Source organism: Pseudarthrobacter sp. 1G09, from assembly GCF_050038305.1.
GTDB lineage: Bacteria > Actinomycetota > Actinomycetes > Actinomycetales > Micrococcaceae > Arthrobacter > Arthrobacter equi.
The window spans coordinates 2,639,862-2,661,245 of record NZ_CP188306.1 but is presented as its reverse complement, the minus strand read 5'-3'; the positions used below and the strand labels follow the sequence as shown (position 1 = coordinate 2,661,245).

Genomic DNA, 21,384 nt, shown 5'->3' with positions numbered 1-21,384 from the left:
GAGTCCTCCGGCCAACCCCTGCTGCAGGGGGAGGGAGACGGAAGCGGGTTGGGCAGGAACCGGAAGGTTCCGCCCAACCCGCTTCGCTTTTAACGGGCGAGGGCCGGGCTCAACGCCGCCGCCCGCTCACTTCCCTTCCCTGGAGGTGGCCCAGGATGCCGGACCCGCGGACCCGGCGTCGTATTCCTCAAGGGGAACGGAACCCTGCGCCCAGGCCTGAAGTACCGGTTCAACGATCCGCCAGCAATCCTCGGCGGTGTCACCCCGCACGGACAGCAACGGGTCCCCGGTCAGCACACCTTCAAGGACCTCACCGTAGGGGAGGAGGTCGGAGGCGCTCAGCTCCGCTTCGAGGGTGACCCGGCCAAGGCTGAAGATGTTTCCGGGGCCGTTGACGTCAACATCGAACTCAAGGGTGTCCGGCCCGAATCCGATCCTCAGCTGGTTCGGCGAGTCGACGCCCGTGAAGCCCTGCGGCAGGTGCGGCACCGGAAGGAAAGTGATGACAGCCTCCTTCCGCTTCTTGCCCAGCGCCTTGCCGGACCGGAGGATGAAGGGAATGCCGCTCCAGCGCCAGTTGTCTATTCCAATCCGGATCTCAGCCAAAGTCTCTGTGCCGCGGTCCGCGTCCACACCGTCCTCGCGGGCATAATCCGGTACCGTTTTGCCTCCCACCTTGCCCGCTCCATAGCGTGCCCGCCGGGTGGAATCGGTAAACGGCGGCTCCACACTCGCCGCGCGAAGGACGGCGGCGATGGCGTCGCGCAGGTCCCGCTCGCCCAGGGTTGCCGGCGGTTCGATGGCCAGGAGGGCCATCACCTGCAGGAGGTGGCTTTGGATCATGTCCCGCAGGGCGCCGGCGCCGTCGTAGTACCGTGCCCGGCCCTCCAGTGCGAGATCCTCGTCGAAGAAGATTTCCACCTTCTCCACGTGCCGACGGTTCCATACCGGCTCCAGGAAGTTGTTGGCGAAGCGCAGTCCCAGGATGTTCAGGACCGTGGCTTTTCCCAGGAAATGGTCCACGCGGTGGATGTGGTCCTCCGGAACCAGCCGTGCAAGCGTCCTGTTCAGGGACCGCGCCGATTCCTCGCTGGAGCCAAAGGGCTTCTCCATCACCAGCCGCGTCCCCGCGGGCACCTCCTCGGGCTGCAGCGCCTCACACGCCAGCTGGCTGATCCTGGGCGGCAGCGCGAAATAGACGGCGGTGGGGCCGTCGAGGTTTTCCAGCAGGGAAGCGAGGGCGCCGCCAGCTGTGACATCGAGCTGATGGTACGTCGTGTCCTTTTCCAGCGCGGCCAACGCGTCCTTGCCGTCCGGCCCCGCGGCCTCCGCAGCTGCGGCGAAGGAGGAGTGCACCCGTTCCCGCCACTGTTCCGGCGTCCAGGGATCGGATCCGGCGCCCACCAGGCGGAGGCCGTCCGCGCGGCCGGCGGCCACCAGGCGGGCCAGTCCCGGCAGGAGCAGCCGGCCCGTGAGGTCGCCGGAGGCGCCGAGGATGAGCAGGGTCTTGACAGTTGTTTGGCTCGTCATTTTGCCAGCATGCCATCTGGCGTGCCCGACTTGGTACCCTAGATAGTCGAGTCCCGATCATCTCCTGAAAGAAGTTCACGGCGCGTGTTCAATTCACTCTCTGACCGGTTGACAGCAACCTTCAAGAATCTCCGCGGCAAGGGCCGCCTGACGGAGGCCGACGTCGATGCCACCGTCCGGGAGATCCGCCGCGCCCTGCTGGACGCGGACGTTGCCGTTCCCGTGGTGCGGGAATTCACCAGCCGCGTGCGCGAACGGGCGCTGGGCGCCGAGGTATCAGCGGCGCTGAACCCCAGCCAGCAGATCGTCAAGATCGTCAACGAGGAACTCAAGGAGATCCTCGGCGGCGAGACCCGTCGCATCCGCCTGGCCAAGAACGGCCCCACCGTCATCATGCTTGCCGGCCTCCAGGGCGCGGGCAAGACCACCCTTGCGGGCAAGCTGTCCAAGTGGCTGAAGTCCCAGGGGCACAGCCCCATGCTGGTGGCGTGTGACCTGCAGCGGCCCAACGCCGTCACCCAGCTGCAGGTGGTAGGCCAGCGGGCCAACGTCCCTGTTTTCGCCCCGCACCCGGGAGCTACCTCCCAGGAGCTGGACCAGCCCGCCGGTGACCCGGTCGCCGTCGCCCGCGCCGGTGTGGAGGAAGCACGCCAGAAGCTTCATGACGTCGTCATCGTCGATACCGCCGGCCGCCTGGGCGTGGACGCGGACATGATGGAACAGGCCCGCCAGATCCGCCGTGCCATCGTCCCCAACGAAGTCCTCTTCGTCATCGACTCGATGATCGGCCAGGACGCCGTGAACACGGCCCTGGCGTTTGACGAGGGCGTCAACTTCACCGGCATCGTCCTGTCCAAGCTCGACGGCGACGCCCGCGGTGGTGCCGCGCTGTCCGTCTCCTCGGTCACCGGCAAGCCCGTCATGTTCGCGTCCACCGGTGAAGGCCTGGACGACTTCGAGTTGTTCCACCCGGACCGGATGGCCTCGCGCATCCTGGACATGGGTGACGTCCTTACACTCATCGAGCAGGCCGAAAAGTCCTGGGACAAAGACGAAGCTGCCCGGATGGCGAAGAAGTTCGCCGACCAGGAAGACTTCACCCTGGACGACTTCCTGGCCCAGATGCAGCAGATCCGCAACATGGGCTCCATGAAGAAGATGCTCATGATGATGCCCGGCGCCCAGAACATCCGCCAGCAGCTGGAGCAGTTCGACGAACGCGAGATCGACCGCGTTGAAGCAATCGTCCGGTCCATGACCCCGCACGAACGCGTTGCCCCCAAGATCATCAACGGTTCCCGCCGCGCCCGTATCGCCCGTGGGTCCGGTGTGCACGTCTCCGAGGTCAATGGTCTGCTGGAACGCTTCGCTCAGGCCCAGAAGATGATGAAGAAGATGGCCCAGGGTGGCATGCCCGGTATGCCAGGCATGCCCGGCCTCCCGGGTGCCGGCGGCGGTGCCCGGAAGAACGCGAAGAACGCGCCGAAGAAGAAGGCCCGGTCCGGAAACCCGGCCAAGGCCGCCCAGGAACGCAAGGACGCCGAAGCCCGGCGCGCCAACGCATCCAAGGCGCTGCCCACCGGGGCCTCCTTCGGCCAGCAGTCCGGTGACTTTGACCCGTCCCAGCTGAACCTGCCCAAGGGCTTCGACAAGTTCCTGGGCAACTAGGAACACGCCCGCCAAGTAGCGCCAAGTGCCGTTGGAAACGTCCCAACGACACTTGGCGCTGTTTCGTTAAGATGTCGGCGTCGTGGAATAGGGTTGGGGGATGTTCAAGCAGAGGGTAGTGTTCGTGCACGGCTCGGGGAGCTTCGGCGCCGCCGCCTGGCCCCGGCAGCACGGCATGGCATTGATGTATGATGCCCTGTTCCTCCGCCGGCACGGATACCACAGCACCGCCGAACCCCTGGAGTCCTCCTTTGCGGAGGACACGGCCATTGTGCTGCGTTCCCTGGGCGATGACGGGCGGGGTGCTGCCGGCGGACACGTGGTGGCCCATGCGCAGGGAGCCATTCCGGCCATGATGGCGGCCGTTGAGCGCCCGGACCTCGTGCATTCGCTGACCCTGGTGGAGCCGGCCTGTCTTTCCCTCACCGCGGAGCTGCCCGCAACAGCGGCCCACATCCGGATGATGAAGCCGCTGTTCGACGTCCGCCACCAACTCAGCGACGAGGACTTCCAGCGGGAGTTCGTCCGCCGCGTCTACGCCGCAGACCTGCACCAGCCAGCCACCCTCGAGGAGAGGCGCTCTGCCCGCCGGCTGCGGCTGCAGTCACCTTCATGGGAGGCGCCACTTCACATCGTTCCAGGAGTCCCCACCCTTGTCCTTACCGGGGGTTGGGAACCGCTGTACGAAGAAATTGCCGGGTATCTCCGGGAGACCGGTGCCCTGCACCGTGTCGCTGCCGGCGGGCACCGGCCCCACGACTCAGCTGACGGCAACCGGGCCATCCGGCAGTTCCTCGCGGAGGTCAGCCGGAGTGAACCGGCACGGGCGTCCTAAGCCCGCGCCGGCCACAGCAACCCGTCAGTCACCGCCGGCGGCAGGCTCAGCTTCCGGCCGGGACTTTCAGCTCGGGAAGGTACACCTTGCCGCCGGATTCCAGGAACTCCTGGCTCTTCTCCCGCATCCCGGATGCCGCTTCTGCTATCGCGGCCTGGGCCTCCGCTGACCCGTACTCGTTGCGGATGTCCTGGCTGATCCGCATCGAGCAGAACTTCGGCCCGCACATTGAGCAGAAGTGTGCCGTCTTGGCGGGCTCGGCCGGCAGCGTTTCATCATGGAACGCTTCGGCCGTCTCGGGGTCAAGCGAGAGCGCGAACTGGTCCCGCCAGCGGAACTCGAACCTGGCCTTGGACAACGCGTCGTCCCGTTCGTGCGCCCCGGGGTGGCCCTTGGCCAGGTCAGCGGCGTGCGCGGCGATCTTGTAGGTGATGACCCCGGTCTTCACGTCGTCCCTGTCGGGCAGTCCCAGATGCTCTTTGGGCGTTACGTAGCAAAGCATGGCGGTGCCGTAGCGGGCGATCTCGGTGGCGCCGATGGCTGATGTGATGTGGTCGTAGCCGGGAGCCACATCGGTGACCAGCGGCCCCAGCGTATAGAACGGCGCGCCCTTGCACAGTTCCTGCTGGCGCTCTACGTTCTCCCGCACCAGATGGAACGGGACATGGCCCGGCCCTTCCACCATGACCTGCACGTCATGCTTCCAGGCGCGCTCCGTGAGCTCGGCCAGTGTGTCCAGCTCCGCGAACTGCGCAGCGTCGTTGGCATCCGCGGTGGCCCCTGGGCGAAGGCCGTCACCCAGCGAGAACGCCACATCGTACCGGGCAAAGATTTCACACAGCTCATCGAAATGCGTGTACAGGAAATTTTCCTGGTGGTGCGCCAAGCACCATCCGGCCATGATCGACCCACCTCGGGACACGATGCCGGTGACCCTGTTGGCGGTCAGCGGCACGTAGCGTAGCAGGACGCCGGCATGGACAGTCATGTAGTCCACGCCCTGCTCGCACTGCTCGATGACGGTGTCGCGGAAGATCTCCCAGGTAAGGGCGTTGGCTTCGCCGTTGACCTTCTCCAGGGCCTGGTAGATGGGCACGGTGCCGATCGGCACGGGGGAGTTGCGGATGATCCATTCCCTGGTGGTGTGGATGTCGTCGCCCGTGGACAGGTCCATCACCGTATCGGCACCCCACCGCGTGGCCCACTGCAGCTTGTCCACCTCTTCCCTGATGGAACTGGTGACGGCGGAGTTGCCGATGTTGGCGTTGATCTTCACCAGGAAAGCCTTGCCGATGATCATCGGCTCGGACTCCGGATGGTTGATGTTGTTGGGGATGATGGCCCGTCCGGCCGCCACCTCACTCCGGACCAGTTCCGGGTCACAGTTTTCGCGCAGCGCCACGAACCGCATTTCCGGCGTCACCACGCCCTTCCGGGCATAGTGCATCTGGGTGACCGTCCGGCCGTCGACGGCGCGGCGGGGCACCGGGCGCCCGCCTTCCCACTCCGTGGAGGCGGCGCCGCGGCGTACGGCTGAGCGGCCGTCGTCGAGCAGGTTCCGTTCCCTTCCGCTGTACGCTTCCGTGTCAGCCCGCGCCTCAATCCATTCAAACCGGAAGGGGCTGAGGCCGCGCACGGGGTCGCTTCCCGGCCCCGCCGTCCGGTAGGTGCGGAAAGGGGCGTTAGGTTGCCCGTTGGGCGACGGCTCCAGCGCGATCTCCGTTACCGGGACACGGATCCCGTGCTCCGGATCATCGATATAGGCCAGTGAGTGCGACTTCAGGGACTGGGTGACCGGTGCTTCAGGCGTGGCTCCGGCAGCGTGGTTTTGGGCAGGGGGCAGCACTGTTTTTGGTGTATTCAAGGAATACTCACTTCCTTCGCCGGCATTACCCGGACAGGTTCGACGGTCGCAGGCCGCGTCAGCCCGATCTCAGCCCCTGCAGGGGCACCCGTGTGGTCAGGAACGAAGCTACCACACGCCCTGCAGGGACAAGTGCTAACGGCCCTGTCATATTTGCCGGTGCTAGCCTGACCGGGCAGGAAGAGGAGGCATTCATGCCATACATCATCGGTTTTAGCGGCACCGCCCTCACGGGACCGGACAGCGAAAGGCACGGCCTCTGGTCCGTGGACGGTCGCTTGACATTTACCCGCCCCGAGGCCGGTCCGGACGTTGTGCTCGACGGCTGGGTGCTGCCCGGCTTCGTCGACGCCCACTGCCACATCGGCCTGGGCCCTGGCGGGCCGGTGGACGCCGGCGAGGCCGAAGCCCAGGCCCGTGCCGACCTGGACTCAGGAACGCTGCTGATCCGGGACGCGGGATCGCCCGCCGACACCCGCTGGATGCAGGGTGGCCGCGACTTTCCGCTGCTGATTCGGGCGGGCAGGCACGTCGCCCGGACTCGCCGTTACCTCCGGGGCTTCGCCCACGAGGTCGAGCCTGAAGGGCTCGTGGAAGCTGTGCGCAAGCAAGCCCGCGACGGCGACGGCTGGGTCAAGCTCGTCGGGGACTGGATCGAGCGGAGCGCCGGTGACCTCGCACCCTCCTTCCCCGCCGGCGTCGTCCGCGATGCGATCAGTGCCGCACACGATGAAGGTGCCCGCGTCACCGCCCACTGCTTCGCGGAAGACACCCTGGACCAGATGCTCGACGCCGGGATCGACTGCATCGAACACGCCACCGGCCTGCTGCCCCGGCACCTGCCGCGGTTCGTGGAACAGGGTGTACCCATCGTTCCGACGCTGGTCAACATAGCTACGTTCCCTGATATTGCCGCCCAGGCCAGGCCCAAGTTTCCGGTGTACGCGGACCACATGCTGGCGCTTTGGGAACGACGGCTTGAACGCATAGGGGAGGCCTGGGAAGCCGGCGTGCAGATCTTCGCCGGAACGGACGCCGGCAGCGTGATCCGCCACGGCAGGATTGCGGACGAAATCCTTGCCCTGCACGCGGCCGGGTTGCCTGCAGCCGAGGCGCTCAACGCGGCCAGCTGGGCCGCCCGGGCCTGGCTGGGGGCTGAGGGGCTGGCAGAAGGGGCGCGGGCCGACGTCGTGCTGTTTCCGATCGATCCCCGGAGGACCCTGGACACCGTGGCGCACCCATCCCATGTGGTTTTGGGTGGCCGTGTGGTCCGCTAGGCACAACATCCACCCTGCACTTGGAATAAATTGAAGCTTCAAGTAATTTTAACTCATGACAGGCCGCCTCATCCGGACGGCCTCCAGTAGAGGGAGCGTTCAATGACTGCAGAAGCCACCAGCCAGGATCTTCTTCCTGCCGATCTCGCCATGGGCACCGTGATGCTCAAGGTCGGCAACATGAAGGTCATGACCGACTACTACCAGCGCGCACTGGGGCTCGAAGTGGTCGCTGAGCAGGATGGCGGCCTCTACCTCGGCCGCCTCGGCAAGCCGCTGGTCCATCTGGCCCCGGCCCCCGGCCTCACCATCCCCGGCAGGGGAGAAGCCGGCCTGTTCCACACGGCCCTCCTGTTCGAAGACCAGGCGGCGCTCGCCGCCACGGTGGCCACCGCAGCCCGGTTCGAGCCCCGCTCCTTCACGGGCAGCGCCGACCACCTGGTCAGCGAGGCCTTCTACTTCAGTGATCCCGAAGGCAACGGCATCGAGCTCTACTGGGACCGCCCGCGAAGCAACTGGTCCTGGAACGGCACCGACGTGGTCATGGACAGCCTGGCGCTGCCGCCCCAGCGCTACCTGGAACAGCACCTCTCCGAAGAATCGCTCCAGGGGCAGCGGCAGACCACCGCCGGCGTTGGCCACGTCCACCTCCAGGTGGGTGACGTCCAGTCCGCCCGCGACTTCTACGTGGGAACGCTCGGGTTCGAAAAGACCGCCGGCTGGCACGGGCAGGCCCTCTTCGTCTCCGCGGGCCGCTACCACCACCACATGGCCATGAACGTTTGGAACAGCCGCGGCGCCGGTCCGCGGAAAGACACCCTTGGCCTCGGTGAGGTCCTCATTGAGGTGCCATCGGGTGACGACGTCGGCGCGCTCGGTGACCGCCTGAAGGTCGCCGGGGTCTCCTCGCACCACACCGGCGCTGAGTTGCGCTTCGAGGATCCGTGGCGCAACAGCATCCGGGTTGCGGTGCGCTGAGCACCCCTTCCGCGTACTAGGCTGAAGCCGTTGGAACGGGGCGCCAGGCAGGTGTCCCCGGCGCGCCGGACCGTACACGGAAGAGGTCACTTCCCATGGGTTTTACCGAAATCTTCGTAGCCACCCACGATGCCGCGTTGAAGCGCGCCGGAACCCTTGACGGCGGGGGCGCCCCGCCGGCCGCCGACGCGGTCCGGATCCCCGGTATCAGCGACTTCGAAGTGGAGCAGCTCGGAGACCTGGTCGGCACCGCGGTCCATGCGGGCGGCGCCGACTACGAGCTGACGATGGTGGACGTGGCCAGCGATTCCCTGCTAGCCGTCCCCCCGGCCATGGTCCGGGCCCTTGCGGACCTGCTCACCTACGAAACTGAGGGCGAGGGCGATGTCCTCGAGGATGTCGCAGCGCAGTGGGCGGCCCAGGATGACATGCCGTTCGACGCCGGGCAGGCGCAGGCCTACATCCGGCAGGTTGCTGAACTGGCCGGCGGAATTGGCGATTCGGAGCGGTCGGGACTGTACGTCTGGTCCGCCTGACCTTCCCCCGGCAGGGCAATCCCGGCAGGCGACGGCGCCGTCCCCGCGGACCCTGGGTGTCAAGTCGAAATCCTCCCGCTGATCTGGCACAATAGACAGGTACTCGATCTGCGTGGCCCCTCTCTCCGCGTCTGGATCCTGTCCTTCGAACCCGCAAGTACGGCCCGCCCCACGGGTGCAGAACGCCGGGTTCACCCCTTTTCTGAAACAGGAGTGACCACAAAAGTGGCCGTAAAGATTCGCCTTAAGCGCTTCGGCAAGATGCGCGCCCCGTACTACCGCATCGTCGTCATGGACTCACGCGCCAAGCGTGACGGCCGTGCCATCGAAGAGATCGGCAAGTACCACCCCACCGAAGAGCCCTCGTACATCGAGGTCGCTTCCGAGCGTGCACAGTACTGGCTCTCCGTCGGTGCCCAGCCGTCCGAGCAGGTTGCCGCCATCCTCAAGATCACCGGTGACTGGCAGAAGTTCAAGGGCCTCCCGGGCCAGGAAGGCACCCTGAAGACCAAGGGCGAGAAGGAAGCCTTCGTCGCACCGGAGAAGGGTTCCGTCATCATCCCGGAAGCCATCACCAAGAAGGCTTCCAAGACTGAGGCAGCCGAAGCCGAAGCAGAGACCACCGAGGCTGAGTAAGTTGCTGGCAGACGCGCTGGAGCACCTGGTCCGCGGAATCGTTGATTCCCCGGACGACGTCACGGTCAATTCGAAGAACAACCGCCGCGGGGACACCCTCGAGGTTCGTGTTCACCAGGATGACCTGGGACGGGTGATCGGCCGCCAGGGCCGCACGGCGCGTGCACTGCGCACCGTCGTGGCAGCGCTGGCCGGCGGCGAGCCGGTCCGGGTCGACGTTGTCGACACCGACCGCCGCCGCTGAGCGTCCGGCAACACCAGTTTTGCTCTCCGGCCCCTCCACCATCTGGTGGAGGGGCCGGAGTTTTTTCACGAACCAACACAATATGCACCAACCCGAACAGAGGAACATATGCAGCTCCAGGTGGCCCGCATCGGCAAGCCCCACGGCATCCGCGGGGAAGTCACGGTCCAGGTAATGACCGACGCCCCTGGGGACCGTTTCGTCCCCGGCGTGGAGTTCGTGGTGGAGCCGGCGCAGTCCGGGCCGCTGACGGTCAGCAGCGCCCGCTGGAACAAGGACATCCTGCTGCTGGCCTTCGAGGAAATCGAGGACCGCAACCAGGCTGAGACGCTCCGCGGCGCCAAGCTCTTCATCGAAACAGCGGAACTGGACGAGGACGACGAAGACGGCTGGTACGAGCATGAGCTCGTGGGCCTCGAAGCCCGTATGGGCAGCACACTGGTGGGCAAGGTGACTGCGCTCAACACCGCGCCGGCGCAGGACCTGCTGATGGTCACCACCCCCGGCGGCGAGGAGATCCTGATTCCCTTCGTCGAGCAGATCGTCCCCGAAGTCAATGTCAGCGAAGGCTACATCCTCCTCACCCCGCCGGACGGGCTCTTCGAAGTCAACTCCGGCGAAGCCGCACCGGCGGAACCGGAAGGCACCGACTAGATGCGCATCGACGTCGTCAGTATCTTTCCCGAGTACCTGGCGCCCCTGGAACTGTCCCTGATCGGCAAGGCGCGCCAGGACGGCATCCTGGACCTGCATGTCCACGACCTCAGGTCGTTCACCACGGACCGGCACCGTACCGTCGACGACACTCCCTACGGGGGCGGCGCGGGCATGGTCATGAAGCCGGAGCCGTGGTCCCAGGCGCTTACCGCCGTCGCCGAAGCCCGGCCCGGACACCGGGGCAAGCCCGTCCTCATCGTTCCGTCACCCGCAGGGGAGCGCTTCACGCAGGCCATGGCCCACGAGCTGGCAGGCGAGGAGCACCTCGCCTTCGCCTGCGGACGCTACGAAGGCATCGATGAACGCGTGATCGAATGGGCCGGCGACCACTTCGACGTGCGGCCCGTAAGCCTGGGCGACTACGTCCTCAACGGGGGAGAAGTTGCCGTGCTCGCCATGGTGGAGGCGGTTGGGCGGCTGCTGCCCGGCGTCGTGGGAAATCCCGATTCCCTGGTGGAGGAATCCCATTCCGACGGCCTCCTTGAGTACCCGGTGTACACCAAGCCCGCCCTCTGGCGCGAGCGTGAGGTGCCCGCCATCCTGCTGAGCGGAAACCACGGCAAGATCGCCCAGTGGCGGCGGCATGAACAGTTCCGCCGGACGTCCGAGCGGCGTCCGGACCTGCTGGAGGCGTTCGACGCCGGAAAGCTTCCGAGGGCCGACCGCTCGGCCCTGCAGGAACTTGGCTACGACATCATCGACGGCAGGCTGGTCCGACGGCCGGGCAAAACGGAACCCGCCGGCTGAAGCCGCGCAGGATTGGCTGTACGGGCGCCGCTGTGGCAAAATTAGTCCTTGTGTCTGCTGGGTCCGCACCTGCCACAGGGGGAGCGCAACCAACAGCCTGACAACCGGCCTCGTCAACCAGTGAGGCGGCCGGACCACTTAATTTCGGGCGGGATACTCCCAATGCGCCATTGGCGCAGGGCTTTTCCGGCCGTGACCTAAAGTGAATGACCTGTGGCGTTCACCAGGAGTGCAATCATGCATATTCTCGATTCCGTCGATGCAGCTTCGCTGCGCACTGACGTCCCCGCGTTCCGCGCCGGCGACACCCTCAAGGTGCACGTAAACATCATCGAAGGCAAGAACTCCCGCGTCCAGGTCTTCCAGGGCTTCGTCCTGGGCCGCCAGGGTGACGGCGTCCGCGAGACCTTCACGGTCCGCAAGGTCTCCTTCGGCGTCGGCGTGGAGCGTACCTTCCCGGTACACTCCCCGATCATCGACAAGATCGAAGTTGTCACCAAGGGCGACGTCCGCCGCGCCAAGCTTTACTACATGCGTGCACTGCGCGGTAAGGCTGCAAAGATCAAGGAAAAGCGCGACTTCACCTCTGCCAAGTAAGTCCTTCCGGACCTACGAAGGCTGGGCCGCAGCCGTATCCGGCCAGCGCCGGAGCCATCAGCACCAGCGCCCAGGATACGGACTTATGGACCAGACAAAACGCCAGCCCAGGAAACCGGGCTGGCGTTTTGCGTTCCTGGCTCTTTTCCTCGCCGTCGTCATCAGCGGCCTGGTCCGGTCGCTGTGGCTGGACATCTACTTCATCCCTTCGGAATCGATGGAGCCCCTGCTGGAAGGCGGGGACCGGATCCTGGTGTCCCGGACGGACTTCACGGCCGAACCCATCCGGCGCGGGGACGTGCTGGTCTTCGACGGACGCGGCACGTTTGCCCCGCTCAACAGCGGCAAGGGGCCGTTGGCGGACGCAGCGGCCGCGGCCACCCGGTGGCTCGGGCTGACAGGGAGCGACACCACGTACGTCAAGCGGGTCATTGGACTGCCCGGGGATTCCGTGGTGTGCTGCGATGCAGCCGGCAAAGTCACCGTTAACGGCAACCCCTTGGACGAACCCTACGTCTTCCCGGGAGACGTGCCCAGCACGCAGAAATTCAACTCAGTGGTCCCGGCAGGCCGGCTCTGGCTCATGGGCGACCACCGGTCCGTGTCCGCCGACTCGCGAAGCCTGCTGGGCGCCCCCGGTGGCGGCATGGTTCCCCTGGACCGTGTCATCGGCCGGCCCGTCCAGATCGTCTGGCCGCTTGATAGATTTGCTCCAGTACCAAGGCCGGCTGCGGCTGCACCAACCCCAGAGAACGGACAGTAGATGCCCGAGAACCACGCGCGGACACCCGAGCCGCGGCGCGATGGAGCCGCGGACGAGCCCGCCGGGCAGTCACCCGAACCAGCCGCGGCCCCGGAACCCGCGGCTGACACCGGGACCGAAGTGGCGCACGGCAACGCAGAGCCCGCCCAGGCCCCCAGCCGCTCGGCTGCCAAGGCCGCGGGCAAGCCGTCCGGCAAGGACTCGGGCAGCCCGGTGTTTGCCTGGCTCAAGGAAGTAGCCACAGTGGTGGTGATCGCCGTCGTCCTGTCCTTCCTCATCAAGACCTTCCTGTTCCGCGCGTTTTTCATCCCCTCCGAGTCCATGGTGAACACCCTGGACATTGACGACCGGATCTTCGTTAACCTCCTGGTGCCGGAACCCTTCGCCCTCACCCGCGGAGACGTCGTCGTCTTCCGTGATACCAAGGGCTGGCTCCCGCCGGCAGCACCCGAGGCGAAGGGACCGTTCACGTGGGTCCAGGACGGCCTGACCTTCGTTGGCCTGCTCCCCGACAACACGGACCAGCACCTCGTCAAACGGGTCATCGGGCTGCCGGGCGACCACGTGGTCTGCTGCGACGCCGGCGGTAAACTGACCATTAACGGCACCGCGGTCAATGAGGCCTACATCAACCCGGCAGAAGTCCCGCAGGTCCGCAACTTCGACGTCACGGTCCCGGAAGGCAAGGTGTGGGTGATGGGCGATAACCGGAACCACTCCGCCGACTCCCGCTCCCACATGGAGTCCGATGGCGGCTTCATCGACCTCAGCGACCTTGAAGGCAAAGCAGCGGTGATCGCCTGGCCGCTCAACCGCATCACCACTCTGGGCAACTACCCCGAAGTGTTCCGCGACGTCCCTGCGGCGCCCTGACCATGACCCAGGCAGTAGCCGCCGGGACGGCCAAAGCGCCCGCCAAGCCAAGGTCCGGATCATCAAAGGTCACCGGCCGCGGCAAAGCGCCCACCCTGCGGCATGAGCGGACCTTCAAGGCGCAGGGCGTGCGGCTTCTTGCCGGGGTAGACGAGGTGGGCCGCGGCGCACTGGCCGGTCCCGTGAGCGTTGGGATCGCCGTCGTCGACCTTGAACGCCAGAAGCCACTGGCAGGGGTACGCGACAGCAAGCTCCTCAGCGCCCCCGAGCGCGAGCGGCTGGAGCCTTTGGTACGCCGCTGGAGCGTGGCCTCCGCGGTGGGCCACGCCTCGGCGCACGAGATTGACGCCCTGGGAATCATTGCCGCGCTGCGGTTGGCGGGAACGCGGGCCTGGCAGGACATCCTGTCCGCAGGGGTCATTCCGGACATGGTGCTGCTGGACGGAAGCCACAACTGGCTTTCGCCGGCAGAGCAGCTGTCGCTCTTCGACCAGGAGATGCCGGAGGCAGCATGCGACGCTCCGGTGCACACCAAGATCAAAGCGGACATGCAATGCCTGAGTGTGGCCGCCGCCAGCGTCATCGCCAAAGTGGAGCGGGACCGGACCATGCGTGAACTTCACGCCGAGTATCCCGACTTTGGCTGGGACATCAACAAGGGCTACGCCACGGTGCTGCACCGCGATGTGCTGCGTACCGCCGGACCCACTCCCTACCACCGGGTGAGCTGGCGCCTCCTGGGCGGGGAACTCCAGGGCGCCGGTGACATGCCGGGCGGGGACTGACCCCTTTCCTGGCCTCTTCCGCGCCCGTTCCGGGGCCGGCGCGGCTCCGGCACTGTCGGACATGGTGCAAGATGGAAGCATGAGTGCCGAGGACCTTGAAAACTATGAAACCGACATGGAGCTGCAGCTCTACCGTGAATACCGCGACGTTGTCGGACTGTTCAGCTACGTAGTCGAGACCGAACGGCGCTTCTACCTGGCCAACCACGTGGATCTGCAGGCCCGCAGCGCCGATGGCGAGGTCTACTTCGACCTGACCCTCTCTGATGCATGGGTCTGGGACGTGTACCGGTCCGCACGGTTCGTCAAGAGCGTCCGCGTCCTCACCTTCAAGGACGTCAACGTGGAAGAACTTCCGCGGAACGAGGAACTGGCACTGCCGAAAGACGTAGACCTGGGCAACTAGGGTACGCCGGCTCCAGTAGCGCCGCGGGGTCTGCGGCGCCTGGTCTTCCACGTGGACTATCCCTCCACACCACCGCCGTCATGCACATAGGGGATGAGCTCCCTGCCCTCCGCAACCTCACGCCCGCAGGCTGGTTGCGGAGGTAGAAATGAAAGCCAAAGATTTGCTGGGCCGGCACGGAGAAGACCTCGCCGTCGGTCATCTCGAGACCCTCGGCATGCTGATAGTGGAGCGCAACTGGCGCTGCAGCGAGGGCGAAATTGACGTCGTCGCGCTGGACGGGGACGCGCTGGTCATCGCTGAGGTGAAGACGCGCCGGTCGCTTGACTACGGCCACCCGTTCGAGGCGGTGGGACCGGACAAGCTTGCCCGTTTGCACCGGCTCGGCGCGGCGTGGTGCAGGGACCGTGAGCTGAGGATGCCGCTGCGCCGCGTGGACGTCATCGCCGTGGTGGACGACGGCGGCGGCAACCCCGTGGTGGAACACCTCAAGGGGGTGGGCTGAATGGCGCTCGGACGCGCCTATTCGGTGGCGCTCGTTGGCCTGAACGGCTACATGGTTGAGGTCGAAGCCGATATTGGCCAAAGCCTTCCGGCGTTCGTGATTCTGGGACTTCCGGATGCGGCACTGAACGAAGCCAGGGAGCGCATCCGCTCCGCGGCAAAGAATTCGGGGATACCCCTCAGCCGCCGCAAGATCACCGCCAACCTGATCCCTGCTTCGTTGCCCAAGCGCGGTTCCGGCTTTGACCTCGCCGTGACCATGGCTGTGCTCCGGGCAGCCAATGACATCCGGCCCACAGGACGTACCGCCTTCATCGCCGAACTGGGCCTTGACGGCAGGCTCCGGCCTGTCCGCGGCATACTTCCCGCGGTTATGGCGGCCGTGCAGGCCGGGTACCCCGATGTTGTGGTGGCGCAGGCAAACCTCGCCGAAGCCTCACTGGTGCCCGGAGCCAACGTCAGCGGGTACCGGACCCTGGCACGGCTCGCCCTCGATTTCGGTGCCGACCCCCAGGAGCTTGCCCTGGACTTCGAGCCCGACGACGCCGACGACGATGCAGGCGCGTCGGGGGAAGCGGCACCCTGCCCGGACATGGCTGACGTGTCCGGGCAGGGAGAGGCCCGCAGGGCGCTGGAAGTGGCGGCGGCGGGCGCCCACCACCTGCTGCTCACCGGGCCGCCCGGAGCCGGGAAGACCATGTTGGCGGAGCGGCTGCCCGGGATCCTGCCGGACCTTGAGGACCGCGAATCCATGGAGGTGACGGCTATCCATTCCCTCTGCGGACTGCCCTCGTCACAGGTCCAGCTGCTGCGGCGGCCGCCCTTTGAGAACCCGCACCACACAGCTACCGCCGCGGCCATTATTGGCGGCGGCTCCGGCCTGCCACGGCCCGGGGCAGCGTCCCGCGCCCACCGCGGTGTGCTCTTCCTCGACGAGGCGCCCGAGTATGAACGCAGGGTGCTCGATGCGCTGCGGCAGCCGCTGGAAAGCGGCGAGTTGGTGATTCACCGGTCAGCCGGGACAGCCGCCTACCCGGCACGGTTCCAGCTGGTGCTGGCAGCCAATCCATGCCCCTGCGGCAAGGCTTCAGGCAAGGGACTCGACTGCACCTGCACGCCCATGATGCGGCGCCGGTACCTTGCCAGGATGTCCGGGCCCCTGCTGGACCGGGTAGACATCCAGCTGCAGGTTGAGCGGGTTTCGCTGGCTGACTTCGGGCAGGCCGGCGCCGAGGAAGACACCGCATCAGTGGCCCGTCGGGTCAGGGACGCACGCCAACGCCAGGTACAGCGGCTTGCTCCCCTCGGGCTGGAGACCAACTCCCAGGTGTCCGGCCGGGTACTCCGCGGCGAACTGCGGTTGCCTCCCGGTGTTACCCGGATTCTGGACCATTCGCTGGAACGCGGAATACTGACGGCACGGGGATACGACCGTGTCCTTCGGTTGGCCTGGACGCTGGCCGACCTTGGACTGCGGGACGCTCCGGATGCCAACGACGTGGGGCAGGCACTGGGCCTGCGTCAGGCAACGGCGGCCGCGGCATGACCGGCGCCACTGAAGCAACCATGACCCCGGAACGCCTCGCCCGTGCTGCGCTCTCGCGTCTGATGGAACCGCAGGACGCCGCAGGCCTTGCCCTGGTCCAGGTGGCAGGAGCCGTGGACGGGCTTCGGATTGCCACGGGCCAGGTGGCCGCGGGGCCGGGGCTCGAACAGGAAATTTCAGTCCTGCTGGCTGACAATGGCCCGTCCGCAAGCTGGTCCGGTCTGGCCGCGGCCCTGAAACGGTGGCAACCGCGGATCCCGGATCTCGCACCCGAGCGGGACCTGGCCACCATGGCCCGGCTCGGCGGCCGTCTGATCGTCCCTTCGGACGAGCTCTGGCCTGCACAGCTTGCCGATCTCGGCATCCAGGAACCCATCTGCCTCTGGTGGCGGGGCCAGGAACAGCCCCTTCCTGCCCTGGAAAGCAGTATCGCCTTGGTGGGGTCACGCGACAGTACAAGCTACGGGGCCTCGGTTACCGGTGACCTTGCGTACTCCCTGGCGCAGCGGGGGATGACAGTGGTCTCCGGCGGGGCGTACGGCATCGATGCACACGCCCACCGGGCCGCACTTGCCGGCGGCTCCGGAGCCGTTCCCACCATCGCCGTCATGGCCGGTGGGGTGGACCGCTTCTACCCTTCAGGAAACGAGGACCTCCTCCGGGCTGTCTGCAACCGTGGAGCTGTGCTCGCCGAAGTGCCGCCGGGTTCGGCGCCAACCCGGTACAGGTTCCTGCAGCGGAACCGCCTGATTGCGGCGCTGTCAGCCGTCACCGTGGTGGTTGAGGCAAGGTGGCGGTCCGGGGCGCTCAACACCGCGCACCACGCGGAAACCATGGGCCGCGCCGTCGGCGCGGTTCCCGGTTCGGTCCACAGCGCCAACTCGGCCGGCTGCCACAGGCTCCTCCGCGATGGGGGAGCGGTGTGCGTGACCGACGCCGCCGAGGTTGCCGAGCTTGCCGCACCCAGCGGGACTGCCCTCCCGGACCAGAGGCAGGTTGCTGCGCAGGTCCAGGACGGGCTGACCCTTGAGGACCTGATCCTCCTGGACGCACTGCCCCTTCGCTCCACCACATCGGTGGAGAAGCTGGCGGCAGTAGCCGGACTGGGCCAGGACTCTGTCCGGGCCGGGCTGGGCCGCCTGGGACTCCTGGGGCTGGCAGCCTCGGAGCGGGGCGGCTGGAAGCGGGGCAAGGCATCCGACTGACTGAAGAGAACCCGGCGCCGGCCGACAACGCCTCGCCTTTCACCTCACCGGTGGCCCCGGATCGACGGTGGGCCGTGTCCGGCCGCGTTGCGGGGCCGGCACCTGAGAAAGTAGGAGGGTGGAACATGCTGAACAGCCCCCCGGGCTGCCCCCGACACTCCTGCGGGCCATAGAAGGGTTTGCCGCGTACCTTTCCGGCGAACGGGCAGTATCCCCCCACACCCGGCGCGCATACCTTGGCGACCTTGAAAGCCTCCTCGCTTTCGCTGCCTCCGAGGGGGCCACGGAACTCCAGGACCTCGAACTGGGAACCCTCCGCCGCTGGCTGGGCGCCCAGAGCCAGTCCGGGGCGGCCCGGGCCACACTGGCGCGGCGCTCGGCCACAATCCGGGCCTTCACCGCCTGGGCCCTCAGGGAAGAGCACCTCGACGCCGATCCTGCGCTTCGGCTCAAAGCACCCAAGCGTGAGCGGTCGCTCCCTGGGGTCCTCCAGGCCTCACAGCTCGAACGGCTGTTGAAGGACCTTGAGGCATGCGCTGCCGATGGTGATCCGATGGCAGTTCGGAACCGGGCCATCGTCGAACTGCTCTACGCTACCGGCGTCCGTGTGGGTGAGTTGGCCGGCCTGGACGTGGACGACCTGGACCCGGACCGCAGGACACTTCGGGTGATCGGCAAGGGCAACAAGGAGCGCACCGTTCCCTATGGTGTACCGGCTGCCCTGGCTGTCGACGACTGGCTGCGCCGGGGGCGGCCGCTGATGGTGAAGGACACCAGCGGGCCGGCGTTGTTCCTCGGTCTCCGGGGCGGCCGGGTGGACCAGCGCCAGGTCCGCTCCGTTGTCCACGGACTCTTCGAAGCCATGGGGGATACCTCCGCCTCGGGTCCGCACGCACTGCGGCACTCGGCCGCCACCCATCTTTTGGACGGCGGCGCGGACCTGCGTGCCGTCCAGGAAATCCTGGGCCACAGCAGCCTTGCAACCACCCAGATCTACACCCACGTGTCCGTGGACCGGCTGCGGAAAAGCTACCAGCAGGCCCACCCGAGGGCCTGAGCCGACGTGAGGCGCATCGCACTGGCGTAACCAGGCGGGGTACGGCACAATAAGAGTCACGTCCGGCAACTTTCAAGTGCTTCTTGAAGCTCTCAGGCTTCATGCGGCATATCGAGTCGGACACTGTTTAATCTGATACAGCTTAATAACCAGGCAGGACACAGCCGCCGCAGCACAAGGCGCAGAAGTTCCATCCAGGCACAGGTCGTTGGGGAAGACGTACCTAGAGCTATGGAGGATGGAATGTCTGTTGCAATGACCCGCGGTGTGCTGTTCGTTCACTCGGCCCCTACGGCCCTGTGCCCTCACGTCGAGTGGGCCGTTGGATCCGTTGTGGACAAGCGCACGGATCTTGAGTGGACCCCTCAGCCTGCTGCGCCCGGAATGTTCCGGGCCGAGCTGTCCTGGGCCGGAACTCCCGGCACCGGGTCCAAACTGGCGTCGTCCCTTCGGGGGTGGGCCCACCTGCGCTACGAAGTCACTGAGGAACCGAGCCAGGGCGTCGACGGCGGCCGCTGGTCCCACACTCCCGAACTGGGCATATTCCACGCCGTCACCGACGTGCACGGAAACATCATGGTCTCCGAGGACCGGATCCGCTATGCCTATGAATCGGGCGCCGGCGATCCGTCCGCTGTCTATCACGAGCTGTCGCTTGCGTTGGGCGAGGCGTGGGACGAGGAACTTGAACCGTTCCGGCACGCGGCCGAGGGCGCACCTGTGCGCTGGCTCCACCAGGTGGGCTGACCGCCGTCGTTACCCCGTTGCAGTACCGCAAGGCTCCATAGCAAAAGGAGGAGGCCCCGCCTGATGGCGGGGCCTCCTCCTTTGTGCGGCAGTGCCGGCCCGGAAAGCCGGCGGCCGGAAGTCCTAGACGCTGCGAACGGCAACGACGGCGTTGTGGCCACCGAAGCCGAACGAGTTGCTGAGTGCCACGATGTTGCCGGCGGGGAGGTCCCGTGCGGATGTCACGACGTCGAGCGGGATCTCGGGGTCCTGGTTTTCCAGGTTGATGGTTACCGGCGCCTTGCGCTCGTAGACGGCCAGGACCGTCAGGACAGCCTCCACGGCGCCTGAGGCGCCGAGCAGGTGCCCCATCTGCGACTTGGTTGCGGAGACGGCCACACTCTCAAGCTGGGAACCGAGGGCGGCGCGCAGGGCGGTGTATTCGGGCTTGTCGCCAACGGGCGTGGACGTGGCGTGTGCATTGACGTGCACAACGTCCTCAGCCTGGATCCGGCCGTCGAACATGGCAGCCTTCAGTGCGCGGGTGGCACCCAGGCCCTCGGGGTCCGGAGCCGTGATGTGGTACGCGTCAGCCGTAACGGATGTGCCGGCCAGTTCACCGTAGATGCGGGCACCCCGGGCGAGGGCATGTTCCTCTGCTTCAAGGACCAGGGCACCGGCGCCTTCGCCCATGACGAAACCGTCGCGGTCGATGTCGTAGGGACGGGACGCCCGCTGCGGGTCGTCGTTCCTGCGGGACAGGGCCTGCATGGACGCGAAAGCAGCCAGGGGCATGGGATGGATGGCTGCCTCGGCGCCGCCGCACATGACCACGTCAGCCTTGCCGGAGCGGATCAGTTCCAGGCCCAGGTGCATGGCCTCGGTGCCCGAAGCGCAGGCCGAGACAGGGGTGTGGGCGCCGGCCCGGGCACCCAGGTCGAGGCTGACGGCCGCGGCAACACCGTTGGGCATGAGCATGGGAACGGTCATTGGCAGGACCCGGCGCGGCCCCTTTTCCTTCAGCGTGTCCCAGGCGTCCAGCAGCGTCCAGACGCCACCGATGCCGGTGGCGAATGCCACGGCCAGCCGGTCCTGGTCGATCTCGGTGATGCCTGAGTCGGCCCACGCCTCACGGGCAGCGATCACGCCGAACTGGGTGGAGGGGTCCATGCGCTTCGCCTCGACGCGCGAAAGGACGTCGAGGGCGGGGGTGCTGCAGCGTGCCGCGAAGTGCACGGGAAGTTCATACTTGGCCACCCAGTCGTCCTCCAGGGTGCGGGCACCGGAGACCCCCTTGAGCGCGTTCTTCCACATTGTGGGTACATCGCCGCCGATGGGTGTGGTGGCACCCAGTCCGGTGATGACTACTTTGCGTGTCATGGGATCACTCTTTCGTCGGTGGGAAACCGTCTCCGTCTGCCGGAGGGTCCCGCATCTTGATGGCCGGCGCGGCCGGTGTGGAGGCCTGCGCCAGGTAAAGCAAAAAGTGGCTGGAAATACGGCGGGCTGCCGGCCCGGTCATCCGGACCGGCAGCCCTGGCCATGCCGCAGGAGCGGCGGAAGCTGTAACTAGGCCTGTGCGCCGGCGATGAAGCTGACGGCGTCGCCAACGGTCTTGAGGTTCTTGACCTCTTCGTCCGGAATACGGACGCCGAACTTCTCTTCGGCGTTGACCACGATGGTCATCATCGAGATGGAGTCGATGTCCAGGTCCTCGGTGAAGGACTTGTCCAGCTCCACTGCCTCGGGGGCCAGGCCGGTTTCCTCGTTGACGATTTCAGCCAGGCCGGCCAGGATCTCTTCGTTGCTAGCCATTGATGGCTCCTTTTCTTGTATTGCCGGCAGGGGCTGCCGGAAATGGATCAGGCCGCGGATGCGGCCCCTTTGATG

The 21,384-nt window shown here is 66.6% G+C and carries 23 protein-coding genes and 1 riboswitch; of the genes, 19 read left to right on the top strand and 4 right to left on the bottom strand.

From position 1 onward, the window contains the following. Positions 1-126 precede the first annotated feature (126 nt). Positions 127-1,530 (bottom strand): glucose-6-phosphate dehydrogenase, encoded by a 1,404-nt coding sequence (locus tag ACP3TD_RS12245; RefSeq protein WP_426763217.1) that lies wholly within the window; start codon positions 1,528-1,530, stop codon positions 127-129. A gap of 84 nt (positions 1,531-1,614) precedes the next feature. Here ACP3TD_RS12245 and ffh point away from each other — a divergent pair, with 84 nt between their 5' ends. Continuing rightward, positions 1,615-3,198: a signal recognition particle protein gene (ffh, locus tag ACP3TD_RS12240; RefSeq protein ID WP_426763215.1), complete on the top strand. Its 1,584-nt coding sequence runs from the start codon at positions 1,615-1,617 to the stop codon at positions 3,196-3,198. A gap of 100 nt (positions 3,199-3,298) precedes the next feature. Further along, a complete protein-coding gene (locus tag ACP3TD_RS12235; protein ID WP_426763214.1) occupies positions 3,299-4,033 on the top strand; it encodes an alpha/beta fold hydrolase in 735 nt (244 codons plus the stop codon). A gap of 46 nt (positions 4,034-4,079) precedes the next feature. On the opposite strand, the gene thiC is transcribed toward ACP3TD_RS12235, so the two are convergent. Further along, entirely contained in the window at positions 4,080-5,897 is a 1,818-nt protein-coding gene (thiC, locus tag ACP3TD_RS12230) for a phosphomethylpyrimidine synthase ThiC (RefSeq protein ID WP_426763213.1), read from the bottom strand. Further along, positions 5,892-5,999: riboswitch (TPP riboswitch) on the bottom strand. It overlaps the preceding gene by 6 nt. A gap of 92 nt (positions 6,000-6,091) precedes the next feature. Here thiC and ACP3TD_RS12225 point away from each other — a divergent pair. The 17 genes from ACP3TD_RS12225 to ACP3TD_RS12145 all read left to right on the top strand — a co-directional run bounded on the left by ACP3TD_RS12225 (position 6,092) and on the right by ACP3TD_RS12145 (position 19,515). Further along, entirely contained in the window at positions 6,092-7,174 is a 1,083-nt protein-coding gene (locus ACP3TD_RS12225) for an amidohydrolase family protein (protein ID WP_426763212.1), read from the top strand. Positions 7,175-7,276: 102 nt separating this feature from the next. Then, positions 7,277-8,152 carry a VOC family protein gene (locus tag ACP3TD_RS12220; protein WP_426763210.1) on the top strand — a complete coding sequence of 292 codons (876 nt, stop codon included), beginning with the start codon at positions 7,277-7,279 and terminating at the stop codon, positions 8,150-8,152. A gap of 95 nt (positions 8,153-8,247) precedes the next feature. After that, the gene (locus ACP3TD_RS12215) at positions 8,248-8,688 is read left to right on the top strand and encodes a hypothetical protein (protein ID WP_426763209.1); all 441 of its coding nucleotides are present in this window, start codon (positions 8,248-8,250) and stop codon (positions 8,686-8,688) included. 225 nt (positions 8,689-8,913) lie between these two features. Then, a complete protein-coding gene (gene rpsP / locus ACP3TD_RS12210; protein WP_091720908.1) occupies positions 8,914-9,324 on the top strand; it encodes a 30S ribosomal protein S16 in 411 nt (136 codons plus the stop codon). Between the two features lies 1 nt (position 9,325). Further along, positions 9,326-9,568: an RNA-binding protein gene (locus ACP3TD_RS12205; protein WP_015937404.1), complete on the top strand. Its 243-nt coding sequence runs from the start codon at positions 9,326-9,328 to the stop codon at positions 9,566-9,568. 108 nt (positions 9,569-9,676) lie between these two features. Then, on the top strand, positions 9,677-10,222 hold the full coding sequence (gene rimM / locus ACP3TD_RS12200) for a ribosome maturation factor RimM (protein WP_426763207.1): 546 nt from the start codon (positions 9,677-9,679) through the stop codon (positions 10,220-10,222). After that, positions 10,223-11,032 (top strand): tRNA (guanosine(37)-N1)-methyltransferase TrmD, encoded by an 810-nt coding sequence (gene trmD, locus ACP3TD_RS12195; protein ID WP_426763206.1) that lies wholly within the window; start codon positions 10,223-10,225, stop codon positions 11,030-11,032. Between the two features lie 237 nt (positions 11,033-11,269). Then, complete coding sequence (gene rplS, locus ACP3TD_RS12190) at positions 11,270-11,629, top strand: 50S ribosomal protein L19 (protein ID WP_015937401.1); 360 nt, start codon at positions 11,270-11,272, stop codon at positions 11,627-11,629. Positions 11,630-11,714: 85 nt separating this feature from the next. Then, positions 11,715-12,392 carry a signal peptidase I gene (gene lepB / locus ACP3TD_RS12185; RefSeq protein ID WP_426763204.1) on the top strand — a complete coding sequence of 226 codons (678 nt, stop codon included), beginning with the start codon at positions 11,715-11,717 and terminating at the stop codon, positions 12,390-12,392. After that, positions 12,393-13,265, top strand: coding sequence for a signal peptidase I (lepB, locus tag ACP3TD_RS12180; RefSeq protein ID WP_426763203.1), 873 nt, complete (start codon positions 12,393-12,395; stop codon positions 13,263-13,265). 2 nt (positions 13,266-13,267) lie between these two features. Next, positions 13,268-14,050, top strand: coding sequence for a ribonuclease HII (locus ACP3TD_RS12175; RefSeq protein WP_426763201.1), 783 nt, complete (start codon positions 13,268-13,270; stop codon positions 14,048-14,050). Positions 14,051-14,129: 79 nt separating this feature from the next. After that, positions 14,130-14,456, top strand: coding sequence for a DUF2469 domain-containing protein (locus ACP3TD_RS12170; RefSeq protein WP_015937397.1), 327 nt, complete (start codon positions 14,130-14,132; stop codon positions 14,454-14,456). A gap of 148 nt (positions 14,457-14,604) precedes the next feature. Continuing rightward, the gene (locus ACP3TD_RS12165; protein ID WP_426763199.1) at positions 14,605-14,961 is read left to right on the top strand and encodes a YraN family protein; all 357 of its coding nucleotides are present in this window, start codon (positions 14,605-14,607) and stop codon (positions 14,959-14,961) included. Continuing rightward, positions 14,962-16,506 (top strand): YifB family Mg chelatase-like AAA ATPase, encoded by a 1,545-nt coding sequence (locus ACP3TD_RS12160; RefSeq protein WP_426763198.1) that lies wholly within the window; start codon positions 14,962-14,964, stop codon positions 16,504-16,506. Further along, on the top strand, positions 16,503-17,711 hold the full coding sequence (gene dprA / locus ACP3TD_RS12155) for a DNA-processing protein DprA (protein WP_426763196.1): 1,209 nt from the start codon (positions 16,503-16,505) through the stop codon (positions 17,709-17,711). Before ACP3TD_RS12160 ends, dprA begins: the two co-directional genes overlap by 4 nt. A 118-nt stretch (positions 17,712-17,829) precedes the next feature. Continuing rightward, positions 17,830-18,768 carry a tyrosine recombinase XerC gene (locus ACP3TD_RS12150; protein ID WP_426763195.1) on the top strand — a complete coding sequence of 313 codons (939 nt, stop codon included), beginning with the start codon at positions 17,830-17,832 and terminating at the stop codon, positions 18,766-18,768. Between the two features lie 243 nt (positions 18,769-19,011). Next, a complete protein-coding gene (locus ACP3TD_RS12145) occupies positions 19,012-19,515 on the top strand; it encodes a DUF3145 domain-containing protein (RefSeq protein ID WP_426763194.1) in 504 nt (167 codons plus the stop codon). A gap of 123 nt (positions 19,516-19,638) precedes the next feature. Here the strand turns inward: ACP3TD_RS12145 and ACP3TD_RS12140 are convergent, their stop codons facing one another. Together ACP3TD_RS12140 and ACP3TD_RS12135 are read right to left on the bottom strand one after the other, a co-directional pair. Continuing rightward, complete coding sequence (locus ACP3TD_RS12140; protein ID WP_426763193.1) at positions 19,639-20,874, bottom strand: beta-ketoacyl-[acyl-carrier-protein] synthase family protein; 1,236 nt, start codon at positions 20,872-20,874, stop codon at positions 19,639-19,641. Between the two features lie 189 nt (positions 20,875-21,063). Beyond that, a complete protein-coding gene (locus ACP3TD_RS12135; RefSeq protein WP_009359314.1) occupies positions 21,064-21,309 on the bottom strand; it encodes an acyl carrier protein in 246 nt (81 codons plus the stop codon). Between the last annotated feature and the right edge of the window lie 75 nt (positions 21,310-21,384).